Source organism: Herbidospora solisilvae (genome assembly GCF_009901565.1).
Lineage (GTDB): Bacteria > Actinomycetota > Actinomycetes > Streptosporangiales > Streptosporangiaceae > Herbidospora > Herbidospora solisilvae.
Genome location: NZ_WXEW01000009.1, coordinates 410,384 through 428,304 on the forward strand (window position 1 = coordinate 410,384; position 17,921 = coordinate 428,304).

The following is a 17,921-nucleotide window of genomic DNA, read 5'->3' on the forward strand; positions in this document are numbered from 1 at the left end:
TCGTTCCGTGTTCAGAGCAGAGGGGGGAAGACGGCTTCCGGAGCGGAGCCGCGCACCGTGATCTCGCCCACCGCGACGTCGATCACGCCGTCGATCTCCCGGATCTCCCTGAGAAGCCTGCGGAGCTCCAGGTCCCCGATCTCTCCGGCGACGGTGACCATCCCTTTGTCGACATCGCAGGTGATCGTCTCGGGATTCGCGGCGGCCGCGTGGACGGCGGCCGTGACGTCGGCCTCCAGCTCGGCCGCCGGACGGAGGAACACCCGCAGCAGGTCGAACTGGTGGACGGTGCCGCAGACCCGCCCGGTGACCGGGTCGATCACCGGAAGCTGCTTCACACGGTGCTCGTGCATCAGCCGCGCGGCGGACTTCACCGACGTCCCCGGCGTCACGACGATCGCGGGCGAGGTCATCAGCTCGGCCGCCCGCACCGCCCGCTCCTTGCGCTGCCGCGCCCGGTTGCCCGGGCCGAACGAGGCGAACGTGCGCCGGGGGACGATCTCCCGCAGCAGCAGGTCGTCCTCCGACACGACTCCGACGGGGCGGCGGTCGGCGTCGACGACGGCGACGGCGCCGACCTTGAACCGCTGCATGGCGGACAGGATCTCGGCGAAGTCCGCCTCCATCTCCACGGCGATCGCCACGCGGCCCATGACGTCTTTGACCTCAACGGACATGATTCTCTGCCCCCTCCACAGGTGCGTCGGGCCGGACGACGGCGACCGGGCACTCGGCGTGGTGCAGGACGGCCCGGCTGACCGAGCCCATCAGCGCCGAGGCGACCGCGCTCCGGCCGTGCGAGCCCACGACGAGCAGGTCGGCGCCCGCGGAGGCGTCCACCAGGGCCGCGACGGGATGGCTCAGGCGCACGTCCTCGATGACCTTGATCTCCGGGTACCGCTCCCGCCAGGGATCGAGGATCCCCGCGACCACGGCGTGCTGCGCGGTGCCGATCTCCTCCAGGTCGTAGATGATGCCGGGCGCGTACGCGTGCACCGGCTCCATCCAGGCGCGCACCGCCCGCAGGGTGCTGTAACGCGACCGGGCCTGCTCGAACGCGTAGGCCAGCGCGGGCTGCGCGGCGGGGGAGTCGTCCACGCCGACGACGATCTCGCCGGTGGGCAGTCCCGGAAGGTGGCGGACCACCACCACGGGACCGGGCACGTGCCCGGCGACGTGCGAGCTCACCGACCCGACGACCGCGCCCGCGAAGCCGCCCATGCCCCGGGTGCCGACGACCAGCTCCGCCGCCTCGGTGGCGGCCCGGCGCAGGACGTCCGCCGGCCGGCCCTCGATCTGCTCGGTGACGACGGTGATCCCGGGCTGTCTGGCCTTGGCGGCCCTCTCGGCCTCTTGGAGGACGCGGACCGCGCCCCGGGACAGCGCGTCCTCCAGGTGGGGGTTGGGGAACTTGGGGATCTCGTGCGGGGACCGGTCGACGGCGAAGACGACGCGCAACGGCAGGCCGGTCCGGGCCGCGTCGTCCGCGGCCCACTCGATGGCGGCGACGGTGGCCGGTGAACCGTCCACACCGACGACGATGGCTTCTTTCATGGCTCCTCCTGGGGTCACCTCCATGACACTCCGCCCGGACTCGCCTCCCCAGGGACGAAGGTCCCTGCCGAGGGAGGCGAAAGCACCGGACCTGGTCATCGCCGTCATTCGGCGGCGATGCGGCCGGCCGTCTCGGCCAGGCGGCTGGCGTAGCCCCACTCGTTGTCGTACCAGCCGAAGACCTTCACCAGGTCGCCGTCGACCTGGGTGAGCGGAGCGTCGAACACGCAGGACGCCGGGTCGCCGATCACGTCGCTGGAGACCAGCGGAGCGGTGCTGAAGCGGAGCACACCCGCGAGAGGACCCTCTCCGGCCTGCGCGAAGGCGTGGTTGACCTCCTCGACGGTCGTCCGGCGGGACACGACGGCCGACAGGTCCGTGAGGGAACCGTCGGTGACGGGGACCCGGAGGGCGACGCCGTCCAGGCGTCCGGACAGCGCGGGCAGGACCTCGCCGACCATGCGGGCGGCGCCGGTCGTGGTGGGGATGATGTTGACGGCGGCCGAACGGGCGCGGCGCGGGTCCTTGTGGGGCGCGTCGAGCAGGCGCTGGTCGCCGGTGTAAGCGTGGACGGTGGTCATGAAGCCCTTGACGAGCCCGAACGTGTCATCGAGCACCTTCACCATCGGCGCCACGCAGTTGGTGGTGCAGGACGCCATGGAGATGATCCGGTGTGTGGCCGGGTCGTAGGCGGCGTCGTTGACACCGGGCACGATCGTGACGTCCATGCCCTTGCCGGGTGCGCTCACCAGCACCTTCCGCGCGCCGTTCTTCAGGTGCGTCTCCACGTCGGCGCGGGCGCGGAACCGGCCGGTCGCCTCGATGACCAGGTCCACGCCGTAGGCGCGCCAGTCGATGCCGGAGGGGTGGTGGTGGCCGGTCACCGGTATGCGCACGCCGCCGACCACGAGGCCGCCGGGGGTGGAGGTCACCGGTCGGTCGTAGGTGCCGTGGGTGGAGTCGTGCTTGAGCAGGTGGGCCAGCGCCTCGGGGTCGGCGAGGTCGTTGACGGCCACGATGTCCAGGCCGCGGTCAAGACCTGCCCGCAGCACAGCCCGGCCGATCCGCCCGAATCCGTTGATGCCGATCCTCGTCATGGTCTTCTCCTCCGTTTCGTCGAGCCGAGCCGATCGTCCGGCTGTGGTCCCGGCCGGCGTAGAGGCGAAGACCGCAGGATCGAGGTGACTTTGGTCCTGGTCAGGCGTGACCTCCGGGTCGTGATCGGCGGCCGGCCACGCGCGAGAGTGAGAGGTGCCGATCGATCTGAGGGGGTACGTGATGACGCTCACCGAGGCCTGGAGAGGGTTCCGAGGCACGACGTGGCGCACGATCGTCGACGTCCGCGCGTTCATCCAGGCCAACTACACGCCGTACACCGGAGACGAGGGATTCCTCGCCGGGCCCACCCCCCGGACGAAGACCGTGTGGGACACGGTCGCCGGGATGCTCCCCGAGGAGCGGCGGCGAGGGATCTACGACGTCGACGTCGCCACGCCCTCGTCGATCACCGCACACGCTCCCGGCTACATCGACCGGGACAACGAGCTGATCGTGGGACTGCAGACCGACGCGCCGCTCAAGCGGGCGATCATGCCCCAGGGCGGGCTGCGCATGGTCGAGAACGGCCTGGCCGCCTACGGCTACGAACTCGACCCGAAGGTGAAGGAGATCTTCACCAAATACCGGAAGACCCACAACGACGGCGTCTTCGACGCCTACACCCCCGAGATCCGGGCCGCCCGCCGCGCCGGCCTGATCACCGGCCTGCCCGACGCCTACGGCAGAGGCCGCATCATCGGCGACTACCGCCGCGTCGCCCTGTACGGGGTCGACCGGCTCGTCGAGGCCAAGAAGGCCGAACTCGGCGCGCTGGACGACGCCTTCTCCACCGACGCGGTGATCCGCGACCGGGAGGAACTGAACGAACAGATCCGCGCCCTGCACGAGCTGCGCGCGATGGCCGCCTCCTACGGCCACGACATCGGCGGCCCGGCCACCACCGCCCACGAGGCCGTGCAGTGGCTCTACTTCGCCTACCTGGCGGCGGTCAAGGAGCAGAACGGCGCGGCGATGTCGCTGGGCCGCACCTCGACGTTCCTGGACGTCTACCTCGAACGCGACCTGGCCGAAGGCCGGATCACCGAGGAACGCGCCCAGGAACTGGTCGACGACTTCGTGATCAAGCTGCGGATCGTCCGGTTCCTGCGCACTCCCGAGTACGACCAGCTCTTCTCCGGCGACCCGACCTGGGTGACCGAGTCGATCGGCGGCATCGGCGACGACGGCCGCCCCCTGGTGACCCGCACGAGCTTCCGCTACCTGCAGACGCTGCGCAACCTCGGCCCCGCGCCGGAGCCCAACCTCACGGTGTTCTGGTCGCCCCGCCTGCCGGAGCCGTTCAAGCGCTTCTGCGCCACCCTGTCGATCGAGACGAGCTCGATCCAGTACGAGAGCGACGAGCTCATGCGCCCGGTCTTCGGCGACGACACGGCCATCGCCTGCTGCGTCTCCGCGGCCCCCGTTGGACACCAGATGCAGTTCTTCGGTGCCCGGGTCAACCTCGCCAAGACCCTCCTGTACGCCATCAACGGGGGTCGCGACGAGATGACCGGCGACCAGATCGCTCCACCGACGCCCCCGCTGACCGGGGATCACCTGTCCTACGACGAACTCGCCCCGGCCTTCGACCACATGATGGACTGGCTGGCCCGCACGTACGTGAACGCGCTCAACGTCATCCACCACATGCACGACAAGTACGCCTACGAGCGCGTCGAGATGGCCCTGCACGACCACCCGATCAAGCGCACTTTGGCGTGCGGCATCGCCGGCCTGTCGGTCGCCGCCGACAGCCTCTCGGCCGTCAAGTACGCGCGCGTGCGGGTGATCCGCGACGCGTCCGGCCTGGCCGTCGACTACGAGGTCGAGGGCGATTACCCGGCCTTCGGCAACAACGACGACCGGGTCGACGCCATCGCCGTCGACCTGGTGCACTCGTTCATGGAGAAGGTCCGCAGGCATCCGGCGTACCGGGGAGCGGAACACACCCAGTCGGTGCTCACCATCACCTCCAACGTCGTGTACGGGAAGCACACCGGCAACACCCCCGACGGCCGCCGGGCGGGCCTGCCGTTCGCACCCGGCGCCAACCCGATGAACGGCCGCGACCGGCACGGCATGATCGCCTCGGCCCTGTCGGTGGCCAAACTGCCCTACGGCGACGCCCAGGACGGCATCTCGCTGACCAACACGGTGACGCCCGAAGGTCTGGGCCGTACCGAGGAGGAACGCGTCACCAACCTGGCCGGTGTGCTCGACGGGTACATGGACGCCGGCGGCTTCCACATGAACGTCAACGTGCTCACCCGCGCCACGCTGCTCGACGCGATGGAACACCCCGAGAAGTATCCGCAGCTCACCATCCGCGTGAGCGGCTACGCGGTGAACTTCGTCCGGCTCACCAGGGAGCAGCAGCAGGACGTGGTCGACCGCACCTTTCACGGGACGCTGTGATGGAGGGGGCCGGGGTCATCAGCTCCTGGGACCTGTCGGTCGGCGTCGACGGCCCCGGCACCCGGTTCGTCGTCTTCACCTGCGGCTGCCCGCTACGCTGCCTCTACTGCCAGAACCCCGAGACGTGGCACCTGCGCGACGGTCGCCGCGTCACCGTGGACGAGGTGATGGCCGAGGCGGCGAAGTACCGCCGCTTCATCGACGTCGCGGGCGGCGGCGTCACGATCAGCGGCGGGGAACCGCTGCTCCAGCCGGGGTTCACCGGCGAACTTCTGCGCCGGAGCCGCGCTCTCGGCCTGCACACCGCCCTGGACACCTCGGGGTATCTCGGCGACCGGGCCACCGACGAACTGCTGGCCGACACCGACCTGGTCCTGCTCGACATCAAGTCGGCCGACCCGGTGGGCTACCGCGCCCTCACGGGGGTGGACCTCGCCCCGACGTTGCGCTTCGCCCGCCGCCTCTCGAATCTGGGCCGGCCGACGTGGATCCGCTTCGTCCTCGTCCCCGGCCTGACCGACAGGGTCCGTGACGTGGACACCCTGGCGGCCTTCGTGTCGACACTGCGGAACGTGGAGCGGGTCGACGTCCTGCCGTTCCACCGCATGGCCATGGGAAAGTACCGCGAGCTGGGCCTTGAGTTCCCGCTCGCCGACGTGAGCCCTCCAGGTCCGGAACTGCTCGACCGGGTCCGGCGGCAGTTCCGGAACATGGGCCTCACCTGTGCTTGAGTTCCGCGCGGTCGCGGATTCCGTGCAGCATCCTGCTCTCCATGAACAGGCTCGCCGGCGTCATCACAACGTCGTAGAAGACCTTCGCCGCCCCGCACACGTCAATGCGGTTGCGGCTGATCAGCCGGGTGACGCCGTCCTTCTCCCGCAGCAGGAACGACCAGACCCAGTTGCCGTCCTCCGACCGGAACACCAGAGCGCGCTCCGGCTCCAGGACGGCCACCCGCATGGGCGGTCCTGACGGGCCGAGGGGCAGGACGTCGTCCACCTTGAGGTTCTGGAAGGCCGGGAGTATCTCGTCTGCGCTGTGCATGTCGAGCCCGAAGAGGTTCTCGATCCAGTCGTAGGTGTAGGCCCCACCGCGGCCGCTGCCCATCTGGACGAGCCATGGCCAGACCGCACTCGCGGGCGCGTCGATCGAGACGGCCCGGGTCGTCGTCACACCGGGTTCGGGGATCAGCCCGTCGCCCGGCATGGGGCCCTCGATCTCGTTCTCCTCGGCTCCCCAGTTCCGGCACCAGCGGTTCAGAGCCGGCTGGAGAGCGAGGGCCGTTCCGGCGACGCCGAGGATGATCGTTTTCTTGCGCATGCCGCCTCCTTGGTCGATCACCTCCACTGTCCGCTCGCCCGGGCTCTCCGCGGAGGGCTAAACGTCACCGCCGGGCGGGACCTAAGCCTCTCCATCCGCTGGTGGGACACGTGCAGGGTGAAACGGAGAGATCACAGAGGAGGAGCCATGCAGGCAGCGAGCGTCATCGCTTTCGACAAGCCGATCGTGGTCACGGAGACGCCGGTCCCGGAGCCGGGGCCCGGCCGGGTCCTCATCCAGATCGAGGCCAGCGGGCTGTGCCACACCGACATCCACGCCGCGCGGGGAGAGTGGCCGATCAAGCCGCGTCTGCCGTTCGTGCCCGGCCACGAAGGCGTCGGCATCATCCGGGAGCTCGGCGCCGGCGTCACCGGCCGCCAGGTGGGGGAGCGCGTGGCCGTGCCCTGGCTGGGTTCGGCGTGCGGCACGTGCGCCTACTGCGTCAGCGGTCAGGAGACGCTCTGCGCTGATCAGTCGAACACCGGATACACCGTCGACGGGTGCCACGCGCAGTGGGCCGTCGCCGACGCCCGTTATGTGGTGCCCGTTCCCGAAGGCGTCCCGCCGGTCGAGGCGGCCCCCCTCACGTGCGCGGGCGTCACCTCTTACAAGGCGGTCAAGACGTCGCGACTGCGACCCGGAGAGGTGGCCGCCGTCTTCGGCATCGGCGGCCTGGGCCATCTGGCCCTCCAATACGCCCGGATCTTCGGCGCGGAAACCGTCGCAATCGACGTCACCGAGGTCAAGCTGCGGATCGCGACCCGCCTCGGCGCCGACCACACGGTGAATGCGGCCGAGCAGGATCCCGTCGAGGCGATCATGGAGATGGGCGGCGCGGACGTGGCGATCGTGCTGGCCGCCGAACCGGCGGTGCTGGAGCAGGCGCACGCGTCCTTACGCCCAGGCGGACGGCTCGTGCTGGTCTCGCTGCCCAAGGACAACGAGATGCGGCTGCCGATCTTCGAGACCGTGCTCCACGGCCTCAGCGTGATCGGCTCCGTCGTCGGGACCCGCGCCGACCTCGCGGAGGTGTTCGCGCTGCACGCGGCCGGGCGTACCGAGGTCGTGTGCGAGACGCGCCCGCTCGACGAGATCAACGAGGCCGTGGAGGACGTGCTGTCAGGCCGCGTGGGCGCGCGCCTGGTGTTCACGTTCTGAGCGCGCGACGAGCCTGACGAACGCCAGTCCGGTGAGCGCCGCCACGGTCGCGGCCATGGCGGCGCCTCCGAGCAGCCCGATCAGGGCGATGAGCCAGACCGGCTGCCCCTCCTGCCAGAGCGGAGTGGACACGGCGGCGAACACGCCGAGCGCCACCGCCCACGCCCCGGCGGTGGCCGCGATCCACCACGCCGATCCCGGCAGCCGGACGGCGAGCACCCGCCACTGGAGCACACCCATGGCGCACAACCCCACGACGCCGAGCACGACCGCAAGCACACCACTGACCTGATCACCGACCACGACGGGCACCACCCCCGCGGCCCAGGCCGTCGCCGCCCCGCACGAGGTCGCGCCTGCCCAGGCCAGGGTCGGCACCCAGGTCAGCACGCTCCGCAGGGCGCAGGCCTGGACGAAGCCGAGAACCAGCCCCTCCACCGCCCCCGCCGTGATGAGCGCCAGCGCCTGGAGCAGCGGCGACTCCGACCCGGCCACGAGCGCGGCCACCACGGCGGGGACGGCGAAGCCGGCCAGTTCGCCTGCGGTCACCGCACGGAACCACCGCCCCCACGGGCCGGTCGGCGCGGCTTGAGGGTCGGCAGGGCCGACGACCATGGAGATCGCCACACCGTCGTCCAACGACCGCACCACCGGCTGCCCGAGCTCGGTCAGCGCCGCGCGGACGGCGGCTGGGCCGGTGGTGGCCGAGCCGTAGGCAGGATGCGCCCGGCCGCGCAGGACCACGGTCAGCGCCGCTCCGCCTTCGAGATTGCGCCACCAGGTGCGGCCACGTCGGCTGACGACCGTGAGGACGTCGCCGTCCTCGGCGTACCGGACCGGGATCGCGAAGACGCGGCCGGAGCGCCGCCCAGTGATCACCAGCAGGACGACGAAACGAGACAACAGGTCGTGCAGCGGGGACATCAGTATCCATCGCACCACCGCGTTGACGACACGCATGGGGACCTCCTTCATCGGCCCTTCCACCGTCCAGGACGGCGGTCGTCCGGGCACGGGCCGAAGGTCCCCCCGCCTTGGGCCTTTGTGCTCAGGAACCGCCTCGCGCCGGTGGGGATGCTGGGGGCGGAGGTGGTCGGACATGATCGACCTACTTGTGGGAAACGCCCTCAAGGCTCTGGACGAGTACGCGGCCTACACCCAGGAGCAGATCGACCACATCGTCAAGAAGGCGTCCGTCGCGGCACTGGACGAGCATGCCGAACTCGCCGACCTCGCGGTCCGGGAGACCGGACGCGGCGTGTTCGAGGACAAGGCCGTCAAGAACCTCTTCGCCTGCGAGCACGTGACCCACAGCATGGCGGCGCTGAAGACCGTCGGGGTGATCTCCCGCGACGACATCACCGGCCTGGTCGAGATCGCCGAGCCCGTGGGGGTGATCGCCGGCATCACCCCGGTCACCAACCCGACCTCGACCACCATCTTCAAGGCCCTCATCGCGCTGAAGACGCGCAACCCGATCGTCTTCGCCTTCCACCCGGCGGCCCAGCAGTGCAGCGCCGCGGCGGCCCGGGTGGTGCGCGACGCGGCGGTGGCGGCGGGCGCGCCGGAGCACTGCGTGCAGTGGATCACCGAACCGTCGCTCCAGGCCACGACCGCGCTGATGCGGCACGACGGCGTCGCGACGATCCTGGCGACCGGCGGCAACGGCATGGTGCGCGCCGCCTACTCGGCGGGCAAGCCGGCGCTCGGCGTCGGCGCGGGCAACGTGCCCGCCTATGTGGAAGCCACGGCCGACGTGCGGCGCGCGGTGAACGACATCGTGCTGAGCAAGGCCTTCGACAACGGCATGGTGTGCGCCAGCGAGCAGGCGGTCATCCTCGACGCCGCGGTCCACGACACCGCGCTCGCGGAGTTCGCCCGGCTGCACGCCCACCTGGCCACCCCCGACGAGAAGCGAAAGCTGGAGGACCTGCTGTTCACCGCCGGGGCCATCAACCCCGACGTGGTGGGCCGCCCCGTCGAGTGGATCGCCGAGCAGGCCGGATTCACCGTTCCGGAGGGGACTTCGATCATCCTGGCGGAGGTGGCGGGCGTCGGCCCGGCCGAGCCGCTGACCAGGGAGAAGCTCTGCCCCGTCCTCGCGGTGCTGAGGGCGGGCGACCGGCAGGAGGGCATCACGCTGGCCGAGCGCATGGTCGAGTTCGGCGGGCTCGGGCACAGCGCGGCCGTGCACACCCGCGACGCGGCGCTGGCCGAGGAGTTCGGGGAGCGGGTGAAGGCTGTGCGGATCATCTGGAACTCGCCCGCCTCGCAGGGCGGCATCGGCGACATCTACAACGCCTTCCTGCCCTCGCTCACACTGGGGTGCGGCAGCTACGGCCGCAACTCGGTGTCGCACAACATCTCGGCCGTCGACCTGCTCAACATCAAGCGCATTGGGCGGCGGACCAACAACCTCCAGTGGTTCAAGGTCCCCGCCAAGGTCTACTTCGAGCCGCACGCCATCCGCTACCTGGCCGACATGCCGGACGTCCACCGGGTGACCGTCGTGACCGACCCGACGATGACCCGCCTCGGGTACGTGGACCGGATCATCACCGTCCTGAACCGGCGGCCCGAACGGGTCGCGCTCCAGATCATCGACGACGTCGAGCCGGAACCCAGCGTCGCCACGGTGGACCGGGGCGCCGAACTCATGCGCTCCTTCAGGCCCGACACGATCGTCGCGCTGGGCGGCGGGTCGGCGATGGACGCCGCCAAGGTCATGTGGCTGCGTTATGAGCACCCCGAGGTCGTCTTCGCCGACATGCGGCAGAAGTTCTTCGACATCCGCAAGCGCGCCTTCCGGTTCCCGCCGCTCGGCGCGCTGGCCCGGCTGGTCTGCGTGCCCACCACGTCGGGGACGGGCGCGGAGGTGACGCCCTTCGCCGTCATCACCGACACCGCGACCGGCAAGAAGTACCCGCTGGCCGACTACGCGCTCACTCCGACCGTAGCGATCATCGATCCGGTGCTCGCCGCCGACCTGCCGCCGGTGGTCACCGCCGACAGCGGCTTCGACGCGCTCACCCACGCCATCGAGGCCTATGTGTCGGTGTACGCGAGCGACTTCACCGACGGCCTGGCCCTGCACGCGATCAAGCTGATCTTCGCCAACCTGGAACGGGCCGTCCGTAACGGCGCGGCCGATCCCGAGGCGCGGGAACGCATGCACAACGCCGGCACCATCGCCGGCATGGCGTTCGGCAACGCCTTCCTCGGAATCGTGCACGCCATGTCGCACACCCTGGGCGCCACCTTCCACATCGCCCACGGCCGGACCAACGCGGTGCTACTCCCGCACGTCATCCGCTACAACGGCACCGTCCCCGCCAAGCCCACCGGCTGGCCCAAGTACGAGCACTACCGCGCTCCCGAACGCTTCGCCGAGATCGCCCGCTCCCTCGGAATCGACGGCGGCGCCGAGGAACTGGCCCAGGCCGTCGAACGGCTGCGCGACGCCGTCGGCATCGAGCCCACCTTCCAGAAACTCGGCGTCGACGAGCGGGACTTCCTGGACGCCCTGCCCGCGCAGGCCCGAAACGCCTACGAGGACCAGTGCGCCCCCGCCAACCCGCGCATGCCGATGCTCGCCGACATGCGCGCCCTGATGCGCGCCGCCTACTACGGCGCACCCCGTGGTGAGGAGTGAGAGATGTCCTACGTACGCGACTTCGCCGACGGCGGCATGGAGCTCAAGGACCTGCTCGGCGGCAAGGGCGCCAACCTCGCCGAGATGACCCGCATGGGCCTGCCCGTACCGCCCGGCTTCACCGTCACGACCGAGGCCTGCCGGACCTACCTCAAGCTGGGGGAGACCCCCGACGGGCTGTTCGCCGAGATCCGCCGTCACCTCGACGACGTCGAGCAGCTCATGGGCCGCCGCCTCGGCGACCCGGCCGACCCGCTGCTGCTGTCGGTCCGGTCGGGCGGCAGATTCTCCATGCCGGGGATGATGGAGACGATCCTCGACATCGGCCTCAACGACGTCACCGTCGAGGGCCTGGCCGCCGTCTCCGGCGACGAGGAGTTCGCCTGGGACTGCTACCGGCGGCTCATCTCGATGTACGGATCCACTGTCGCCCACGTGCCGCATGACCTGTTCGAGCAGGCCCACGCCACTGAGCCCGATCCACGCCGCCTGGTCGCCGCGTACAAGAGGATCTTCGCCGATCACTCCGGCGAGGAGTTCCCACAGGACCCCCAGGCCCAGCTCGAAGGGGCGGTGCTGGCCGTCTTCCGGTCGTGGAACACCGAACGCGCCCGCGTCTACCGCCGGGCCGAGCACATCCCCGACGACCTCGGCACCGCCGTGAACATCATGGCCATGGTGTACGGCAACCGCGGCCCCGCCTCCGGCACCGGCGTCGCCTTCACCCGCGACCCCGCGACCGGCGCCCGTGGCGTCTACGGCGACTACCTGCAGAACGCCCAGGGCGAGGACGTCGTCGCCGGCATCCGCGACACCCTGCCGCTGAACCGGCTGGCCGAGCTCGACCGCCGGAGCTACGAGGAGCTCACGGCCGCCCTCGCGACGCTGGAGGCCCGCTACCGCGACCTCTGCGACGTGGAGTTCACCATCGAGGAGGGCCGGCTGTGGCTGCTCCAGACCCGGGTGGGCAAGCGCACCGCCGCCGCGGCCTTCGTCATCGCGGCCCAGCTCGTCGACGAGGGGGTCATCACCCTCGACGAGGCCCTGCTCCGCGTCGACGGCGCACGGCTCGCCCAGTTGATGTTCCCCCGCTTCGACCTGACCGACTCGCCTCTTCCGCTGGCCACCGGAGTGCCCGCCTCGCCCGGAGCCGCCTGTGGCCGGGCCGTCTTCGACTCCCGGACGGCCACCGAGGCGCGCGGCCCCGTGATCCTGGTCCGCCGCGAGACCAACCCCGACGACCTGCCCGGCATGCTGGCCGCGACCGGCATCCTGACCAGCCACGGAGGCAAGACCTCGCACGCCGCCGTCGTCGCCCGCGGCATGGGCCGCACCTGCGTCTGCGGCGCGCCGATCGAGGTCGACGAGGAACGGCGGGAGTTCCGCACCGGAGACGCGGTGATCAGGGAAGGCGACCTGATCTCGGTCGACGGCGCCACCGGCCGCGTCTACCCGGGCGAGCTGCCCGTCACGCCGTCACCCGTGGTCCGCCACTTCGACGGCGCCGTCCCCGCGGATGCCGGGCCGCTCGTCTCGGCGGTCGCCCGGTTGGTCGGCCGCGCCGACGCGGTGCGCCGTCTGGGCGTGTACGCCAACGCCGACACCCCGGAGGACGCCGCTCGTGCCCGCCGGTTCGGCGCGGCCGGGATCGGGCTGTGCCGTACCGAGCACATGTTTCTCGGAGAACGACGCCGGCTCGTCGAAAGGCTGATCATCGCCGAGGACGAGACCGAGATCCGGACCGCGCTCGACGCGTTGCTGCCGCTCCAGCGGGCCGACTTCACCCGCATCCTGGCCGCCATGGACGGCCTGCCGGTGACCATCCGCCTGATCGACCCGCCGCTGCATGAGTTCCTGCCGTCGTACGAGGACCTCCTCGGCGCCACCGACGACCACTCCCGTGAACTGCTGACCGCCGTGCGCCGCCTGCGGGAGACCAACCCCATGCTCGGCCTGCGCGGGGTCCGGCTCGGCCTGATCGTCCCCGGTCTGTTCGCCATGCAGGTCAGGGCGATAGCGGAGGCCGCCGCCGAGCGGGTGGCCGCCGGAGGCCGGCCGAAGCCCGAGATCATGGTGCCCCTCGTGGGCGACGTCAGGGAACTGGCCACGGTGAAGGCGGAAGCCGTGAAGGTGCTGGACGAGATCTTCCCCGGCATCCCGATCGGCACGATGGTCGAGGTGCCGCGCGCCGCCCTGACCGCCGGATCGATCGCCGCCGAGGCCGAGTTCTTCTCCTTCGGCACCAACGACCTCACCCAGATGACCTGGGGCTTCTCCCGGGACGACGTCGAAGGGTCGATCTTCCCCGCCTATCTGCGGATGGGAATCCTGGAGGAGTCCCCGTTCGAGACCCTCGACCGGCCCGGCATCGGCCGCCTGATCACGATCGCCGTGGACGAGGGCCGGCGCGCGCGTCCCGGCCTGCGGATCGGCGTCTGCGGCGAGCACGGGGGCGACCCCGCCTCGATCCGGTTCTTCGCCGAGGCCGGGCTGGACTACGTGTCCTGCTCCCCCTTCCGGGTCCCCGTGGCCCGCCTCGAAGCGGGCCGCGCCGCCCTGCTGTCCCCCGAATGAGAAGAGGAACATCATGCGTGTCAACGTGCGGGACGTCATGACGGCCGACGTGGTCTCCGTGGCCGCCACCACCCCCTTCAAGGAGGTCGCCCGGACACTGGTCGGCCGCGGCATCAGCGCGGTGCCCGTCCTGGACGCCGAAGGCGTCGCCATCGGCGTCGTCTCCGAGGCCGATCTGCTTCGTAAGGAAGAGTTCCGCCAGCTCTACTACCGCGAGGGTTATGAGCCCGCCGGCCGCAGCCGTCACGACCGCACGCCGGGCTTCGAGGCCAGGCGCAAGTCCGAGGCCCTGACGGCCGCCGACGTCATGACCACCCCGGTGGTCACCGTCCCGCCCGACACCCCCGCCGTGCGTGCCGCACGGGTGATGGATCAGGAGGGCGTCAGGCGGCTGCTGGTCGCCGACCAGGGCCGGGTGGTCGGCGTGGTCAGCCGGGGCGACCTGCTGCGGGTCTTCGTCCGGGACGACGCCGACCTCGTGTCCGAGATCACCGAGGAGGTCCTGGGCCCGGCCAAGTGGATCACGATGGACCGGCTCGCCGTCACCGCCTCCGACGGCGTCGTCACCGTCTCCGGCCGGACCCCCACACGCAGTGAGGCCGAACTGGCCGTGAGCATGACGCGCCGCGTCAACGGCGTCGTCGCGGTCGTCGACGAGCTCGGCTGGGACGAGGACGACCTGCCCGCGTGGCGGGGACGGCGATGACCAAGGACACCCGTCCCGGGGACCTGCGGCTCTGCCCGCCTGCGCCGGGCCGGGATCGAATGGAATCGAGCACAGCACACCAGGAGGTGGAGCGATGAGCACACTCACGCGCCGGGACAAGGGGATCATCCCCGAGATCTTCGAGCTGCTGGAGACCCCGTTCCTGGGGGCCCGCCCTCTGCGGCTGGAGGGCGTCGTCCGCGACGGGCGTTACGTCCTGCGCGCCGAGCTCCCCGGCATCGACCCGGAGGACGTCGAGGTCACCCTCACGGGCGGCGTCCTGACGATCCACGCCGAGCGGCAGCGCGAGGACACCGACGCCGTCCACACCGAGTTCAGGTACGGCAGCCTGACCCGGTCGGTCACCCTCCCCCAGGGAGCGCAGGAGACCGACGCGACCGCCGTCTACGACAAGGGCATCTTGGAGATCACCCTCAAGTTGTCCGACACCAAGGAAGCGGGCACCCGCATCCCGGTCACCGTCCCCAAGTAGTCACCCCGTAACGCGGCCCGCCCTTCACCGGGCGGGCCATGGAGGACCAGGATCATGCGTACCAAGGTGCAGGACATCATGACCGTCGAGGTCGTGACCGTCGGCGCGGACATGACGTTCAAGGATGTGGCTCATACCCTGCTGAGCAACCGCGTCAGCGCCGTCCCGGTGGTCGACGCGGACAACCGTGTCTTGGGGGTCGTCTCCGAGGCCGATCTGATGCGCAAGACGGAGTTCCAGGACGAGTACAGACAGCCGTGGAAGGTACGGCTTCGCCACCGGCTGTCCCCGGAGGGCGCTCACCCGGCGGGCAAGGCGGACGCGCTCACGGCCGCGGATCTGATGACCGCTCCCGCGCGGACCGTGCATCCGGAGTCCTCGGTGGCCGCCGCGGCCCGCCAGATGGACGAGTTCGGCGTCAAACGGCTCGTGGTCACCCTGGACGACGGGGTCGTGCGCGGCCTTCTCAGCCGGGCCGACCTCCTCAAGGTCTTCGTCCGCCCCGACGCCGATCTGGTGCGGGAGGTGCGGCATGACGTGCTCGGCCGTTATCTGTGGGTCGACACCTCCGACGTCAGGGTCAGTGCCGACCGGGGAGTCGTCACCCTCAGCGGCGCCATCGGCAGGCACAGCGACGCCGAGATCGCCGCCCGGCTCACCCACCGGGTGGACGGCGTGGTCGACGTCGTCAACGAACTGGAATGGCAGCAGGACGACCTGCGCACCCGCCATGCCCGGACGGCGTAGCCGCTCACGCGTCAGGCCCCGGTCCGCCGACCGGGGCCTGATCGCATTGTGGGGTCATCACGCCTGGCGGGGCCGACGCCACCGTCGGTCGGCGACCAGCCAGTCGTCGCCCCACCGGGTGAGGCGGCGACGGTTGAGAAAGAAGCGCACCCACATGTACACCACCGCCAGCAACCCGGCGGCCGTCAACGCGGTACCCAACCCGGTGATGCCCGCCGCCAGGGCGAGTTCCTGCGGATCTCTCGGGCGCGGGGCGATCTGGTGACGCCCGTCGAGCCACACCTGGCGGATGGTGTCGGCCTGGCTCGCGGGAGGGGCCAGACCCTTCCCCGCGACGACCGCGCCGTCGGGTGACCGCCACCGGCCGGTGGTGTACCGGATGACCACCAGCGCCCGCCCCGGGGGAGCGGCCGCTTCTGCGCGGACCCCGCTCTCGTACATGGCGGAGGCGATCCACACGGCCGGCCACAAGGACAGCAGCGCCAGCGAAACGAGCACGGCGACGACGGCCGCCTCCCACCGGTCCGAGGACCGGCGTAACGGATTCCGGTCCGGCCGGTACAGCCGGACCACCCTCATGATTCGATCGGCCGTTCTCATGGCCATGCCCTCCCACGCCGCTCAGAGAGACGAGGCCGTCTCGGCCAGGGACCGCCCCCACTCGAACGCGCGAGCGGCCTCGATCTCCTCGAGCGGGCCCTTGGTGCCGGTGACGTAGAAGCTGGTCGGCGCCGCGAGGAGGATCATCCGATGGCGCCGCAGCGCCTTGTGGACGCCCTTCGCCGCCGAGCCCGGCAGATAGGCCGCCCTGAGCCGGGTGTCGAAGGCCGCCGCAGCGATCGGCTTGTTCACCTGCAGGGCGGTCAGCCACTCGCGCACTCCGCCGCCCTTGGAGACGAGGCCCTCCGGGGCCTGTTCGAGTGCCGACTTGCGGGTGCTCGCCCGCGACATGCCGAACGCGTGCGTGGGGCCGCCGACCACGAGAAGCCCGACATCGTCGGGCATGACGGTGGGCGCCGCCCCGACCTCGACGACCTCGGCCGGCATGGCGCCGCCCAGGCCCCGCGCCACTTCCTCGGCGATCTTCATGGTGTTGCCGAACATGGATTCGCAGACGACAAGCGCACGCATGGCGCCCATCTCCCCTCGTGGGAAAGACCTCGACTTGACACTCTCAGTGTCTGTGGGGGACCGGGATGCGTATCAGGGTCGAAGACCACCAGCGACCACGACTTTGGTCCATCGCCGTGGGCCTCGGCGGCCTTCGCGGCTCGGCTCAATTTGAAAAGCGATTCTACTTCCAGATCGTCGATTCCGGATTGCGGGTTTTGATCCATGGTGCCGCTTTTTGCGAATACGGAACACCGTAGGTGCGCCCGATTCCATCTGGTTCGATACGCATGCTCAGTCAGTTCGTCCAGTCTGCTAAGAAGGAAGCAATAGGACTTCCTGCGTATTCTGTCGTCACCACTCGCGGAGTATGGATGGGTGGCCGAAATGACGATCAAAGTCGGACAGCTGATGGGCCAGAACGCGGTCGCCGTACGGCCGGGCACCCGGCGTGCGGAGATTGTGTCCGCGATGGACAAATACCAACTCCCGGCAGTCACCGTCCTCGATGAGGATAACCAGCCGATCGGTGTCATTTTCGAGGAGGCTCTGCGTGGAGCTGATGAGATCGCCGGCGGTGACGGTCACGCCCGGCATGACGGCTCGGGAGGCAGCACGGCTCATGTACTGCCACGAGCTTCGGCAACTGCCTGTGGTGGATCCGGCCGATCGGTATCCGATCTGATCGAAGCCCTCTGAGGCGTCGACGGCGTCGTGGACGTCGACTGCTGCGGCCTGACCTTCCCTGAAGGTGAGGACGTGCCCGACCAGCGCGGCGACGGGCTGGAGGCCGTCGTGGAGGCCGCGAGGTGGGCGCCGTCGATTCACAACTCACAACCATGGTCGTTCGCCATCGACGGTGAAGAGATCTGTCTGCGCTGCGCATGGGCGGCAGTTGACGATCAGTTGCGGTGCGGCACTGTTCAACGCGCCGCGTTCCACACCCAACTGCTGGAATATCCGCTGCTGCGCGAGTTCGTCCGCACCGAACTCTGCTCAGGAGAGTATCCGCAGATCATCCTGCGCCTGGGCTATTGCGTCAGTACGCCCCAGGTGTTCCGGCGTCCGCTGGTGGAGGTCCTTTCCTAGGCGCC

General features: G+C 70.3%; 17 protein-coding genes. 10 read left to right on the forward strand and 7 right to left on the reverse strand.

Annotated features, from left to right (window positions below; translation table 11 throughout):
- Positions 1 to 11: 11 nt before the first annotated feature.
- The 3 genes from GT755_RS30375 to gap form a co-directional block, all read right to left on the reverse strand.
- Positions 12 to 677, reverse strand: coding sequence for a CBS domain-containing protein (locus tag GT755_RS30375; RefSeq protein ID WP_161483004.1), 666 nt, complete (start codon positions 675 to 677; stop codon positions 12 to 14).
- Positions 667 to 1,554, reverse strand: a complete 888-nt coding sequence (locus GT755_RS30380; protein WP_161483005.1) for a universal stress protein — start codon at positions 1,552 to 1,554, stop codon at positions 667 to 669. The genes GT755_RS30375 and GT755_RS30380 overlap by 11 nt, the downstream gene beginning before the upstream one ends.
- Before the next feature lie 104 nt (positions 1,555 to 1,658).
- On the reverse strand, positions 1,659 to 2,651 hold the full coding sequence (gene gap / locus GT755_RS30385) for a type I glyceraldehyde-3-phosphate dehydrogenase (protein ID WP_161483006.1): 993 nt from the start codon (positions 2,649 to 2,651) through the stop codon (positions 1,659 to 1,661).
- Between the two features lie 181 nt (positions 2,652 to 2,832).
- Here gap and pflB point away from each other — a divergent pair, with 181 nt between their 5' ends.
- Both pflB and pflA read left to right on the forward strand, forming a co-directional pair.
- Positions 2,833 to 5,067, forward strand: a complete 2,235-nt coding sequence (pflB, locus tag GT755_RS30390; RefSeq protein ID WP_161483007.1) for a formate C-acetyltransferase — start codon at positions 2,833 to 2,835, stop codon at positions 5,065 to 5,067.
- Positions 5,067 to 5,798: a pyruvate formate-lyase-activating protein gene (gene pflA / locus GT755_RS30395; protein ID WP_161483008.1), complete on the forward strand. Its 732-nt coding sequence runs from the start codon at positions 5,067 to 5,069 to the stop codon at positions 5,796 to 5,798. The genes pflB and pflA overlap by 1 nt, the downstream gene beginning before the upstream one ends.
- On the opposite strand, the gene GT755_RS30400 is transcribed toward pflA, so the two are convergent.
- Positions 5,785 to 6,387, reverse strand: a complete 603-nt coding sequence (locus tag GT755_RS30400; protein WP_161483009.1) for an SRPBCC family protein — start codon at positions 6,385 to 6,387, stop codon at positions 5,785 to 5,787. The genes pflA and GT755_RS30400 overlap by 14 nt on opposite strands.
- Positions 6,388 to 6,534: 147 nt before the next feature.
- Here GT755_RS30400 and GT755_RS30405 point away from each other — a divergent pair, with 147 nt between their 5' ends.
- Positions 6,535 to 7,545, forward strand: coding sequence for a zinc-dependent alcohol dehydrogenase (locus GT755_RS30405; protein ID WP_161483010.1), 1,011 nt, complete (start codon positions 6,535 to 6,537; stop codon positions 7,543 to 7,545).
- Here the strand turns inward: GT755_RS30405 and GT755_RS30410 are convergent.
- Positions 7,507 to 8,505, reverse strand: a complete 999-nt coding sequence (locus GT755_RS30410; protein ID WP_161483011.1) for a nitroreductase/quinone reductase family protein — start codon at positions 8,503 to 8,505, stop codon at positions 7,507 to 7,509. The genes GT755_RS30405 and GT755_RS30410 overlap by 39 nt on opposite strands.
- Positions 8,506 to 8,644: 139 nt before the next feature.
- On the opposite strand from GT755_RS30410, the gene adhE reads away from it, so the two are divergent.
- The 5 genes from adhE to GT755_RS30435 all read left to right on the forward strand — a co-directional run bounded on the left by adhE (position 8,645) and on the right by GT755_RS30435 (position 15,717).
- The gene (gene adhE / locus GT755_RS30415; RefSeq protein WP_161483012.1) at positions 8,645 to 11,197 is read left to right on the forward strand and encodes a bifunctional acetaldehyde-CoA/alcohol dehydrogenase; all 2,553 of its coding nucleotides are present in this window, start codon (positions 8,645 to 8,647) and stop codon (positions 11,195 to 11,197) included.
- A 3-nt stretch (positions 11,198 to 11,200) separates the two neighbouring features.
- Complete coding sequence (gene ppdK, locus GT755_RS30420; protein ID WP_161483013.1) at positions 11,201 to 13,771, forward strand: pyruvate, phosphate dikinase; 2,571 nt, start codon at positions 11,201 to 11,203, stop codon at positions 13,769 to 13,771.
- Positions 13,772 to 13,784: 13 nt separating this feature from the next.
- Positions 13,785 to 14,477: a CBS domain-containing protein gene (locus GT755_RS30425; RefSeq protein ID WP_161483014.1), complete on the forward strand. Its 693-nt coding sequence runs from the start codon at positions 13,785 to 13,787 to the stop codon at positions 14,475 to 14,477.
- A 94-nt stretch (positions 14,478 to 14,571) separates the two neighbouring features.
- A complete protein-coding gene (locus GT755_RS30430) occupies positions 14,572 to 14,970 on the forward strand; it encodes an Hsp20/alpha crystallin family protein (RefSeq protein ID WP_161483015.1) in 399 nt (132 codons plus the stop codon).
- A gap of 54 nt (positions 14,971 to 15,024) precedes the next feature.
- Complete coding sequence (locus tag GT755_RS30435; RefSeq protein WP_161483016.1) at positions 15,025 to 15,717, forward strand: CBS domain-containing protein; 693 nt, start codon at positions 15,025 to 15,027, stop codon at positions 15,715 to 15,717.
- 57 nt (positions 15,718 to 15,774) lie between these two features.
- On the opposite strand, the gene GT755_RS30440 is transcribed toward GT755_RS30435, so the two are convergent.
- The gene (locus GT755_RS30440) at positions 15,775 to 16,296 is read right to left on the reverse strand and encodes a hypothetical protein (RefSeq protein ID WP_161483017.1); all 522 of its coding nucleotides are present in this window, start codon (positions 16,294 to 16,296) and stop codon (positions 15,775 to 15,777) included.
- Positions 16,297 to 16,338: 42 nt separating this feature from the next.
- Positions 16,339 to 16,848: a flavodoxin family protein gene (locus GT755_RS30445; RefSeq protein WP_161483018.1), complete on the reverse strand. Its 510-nt coding sequence runs from the start codon at positions 16,846 to 16,848 to the stop codon at positions 16,339 to 16,341.
- Between the two features lie 366 nt (positions 16,849 to 17,214).
- On the opposite strand from GT755_RS30445, the gene GT755_RS41740 reads away from it, so the two are divergent.
- The gene (locus GT755_RS41740) at positions 17,215 to 17,526 is read left to right on the forward strand and encodes a CBS domain-containing protein (RefSeq protein ID WP_456319074.1); all 312 of its coding nucleotides are present in this window, start codon (positions 17,215 to 17,217) and stop codon (positions 17,524 to 17,526) included.
- 15 nt (positions 17,527 to 17,541) lie between these two features.
- Complete coding sequence (locus GT755_RS38800; protein ID WP_202610678.1) at positions 17,542 to 17,916, forward strand: nitroreductase family protein; 375 nt, start codon at positions 17,542 to 17,544, stop codon at positions 17,914 to 17,916.
- Positions 17,917 to 17,921: the final 5 nt, after the last annotated feature.